Raw genomic sequence first — 1,332 nt, 5'->3', positions numbered from 1 at the left:
CGTTTTGTAAACTTAAATGAAAGTTGAGGACTTCAATCCTTTCTGGTACAATGTTTTGCAGGAAAAACAAAATACCTCCCAGAAAGGATGAAGTCCTCATGCAAAACATTGTACCATTAAAGTGTCCAAAATGCAATAATACTAGTCTGTTCTACAAATATGGCAAAACTAAAGATGGTTATCAAAAGTATCTTTGCCGTAAATGCCACCATCAATTTGCTCCTGATAAACCTTCTTCTAAAAAAACTCCTAAATATCCTCGCTGCCCTGTTTGTGGTAAAGCTTCTTTCCTTCATCATGATTATGAGTATTACTCTAATTACCGTTGTTGCGATAAAAAGTGTAATCATTCGTTTTTTGTCCCAAAACCTACTGCTATCCCCTCTACTTCTATGTCTAAGCTCGTTGGCAAAACTAACTTTAAACGCATGCGCTATCCTGTACATATCATTCTATCTGCTTTGTCTATGTTTTTTCTTGGTAAAAATTCATTTAGAAATATTTCTTTAATTTTAAAAACTACCTTTAATGTTGAGGTCTCTCATACTACTATCAGTAATTGGTGTAGAAAGTTTGCTCCTTTGTTTCACAATATTTCTCTAGAACTTATTCCTATGTTGAATTTTAATTCTGATGAATGGCATGTAGATGAAACTGTAGTTAAAATCGCTGGTGAAAAATATTATATCTGGTTTGTTATAGATTCTGAAACTCGTTTTATTCTGGGTTTTCACCTCACTCCTTATAGAGACTCTAGGCAAGCTTTTGCTTTGCTTAATTCTGTTAGAAATTTAGGAACTCCTTCTGCTATTGTGAGTGATCGCTACAGTGCTTATAAAGTACCTGTTAAGTCTTTATTTGGTTACAGTGTTAAACATATTAGGGTTGAAAGCTTTAAGAATGACATCTCTAATAATTTGATAGAATCTTTCCACCATCAGTTTAAGGCCTGGTATAAGGCTAAACAGGGTTTTGCTTCTTTTGAATCAGCTAATAATTTAATCAGTATGTTTGTGTTTTTTTACAATTTTGTAAGGCCTCATTCTTCTCTCAATGGTTGGACACCGGCTCAGGTGGCTGGTTTAAATCTTACTCCAAAAGAAAAGAAAAAGTATTTGTTAGTTGCTTGAAGCAGTCTTCTCTTCTTAATCAATAAACTAGTAAATGGTTACCCTTGGAAATAGCAAGGGTATGCTTCCCTATGCCTTTTTTGCTTTTGCTATAAATTGGATTTCGGTTTTCCTCATTCTTTTTATTGATTTTTTACCTCGTTTCGCTATATTTTGGACAAATTTTGAAGCTATCATGAGAAATCCTATGCTATTTTTTCAT

Annotated in this window: 1 protein-coding gene; it reads left to right on the top strand. The window is 33.5% G+C overall.

Features of this window, described 5'->3' with window-relative positions; genetic code table 11:
* Positions 1-98: 98 nt before the first annotated feature.
* Positions 99-1,130, top strand: a complete 1,032-nt coding sequence (locus JCM7501_RS12380) for an IS6-like element ISTps1 family transposase (protein WP_012994533.1) — start codon at positions 99-101, stop codon at positions 1,128-1,130.
* The last annotated feature ends 202 nt before the right edge of the window (positions 1,131-1,332 follow it).

The sequence above is a fragment of the Thermoanaerobacter thermocopriae JCM 7501 genome (genome assembly GCF_001310975.1).
Taxonomy (GTDB): Bacteria; Bacillota; Thermoanaerobacteria; order Thermoanaerobacterales; family Thermoanaerobacteraceae; genus Thermoanaerobacter; species Thermoanaerobacter thermocopriae.
Note: the sequence above shows the minus strand (reverse complement) of the source record. Positions and strands in the feature narration are given on the sequence as shown.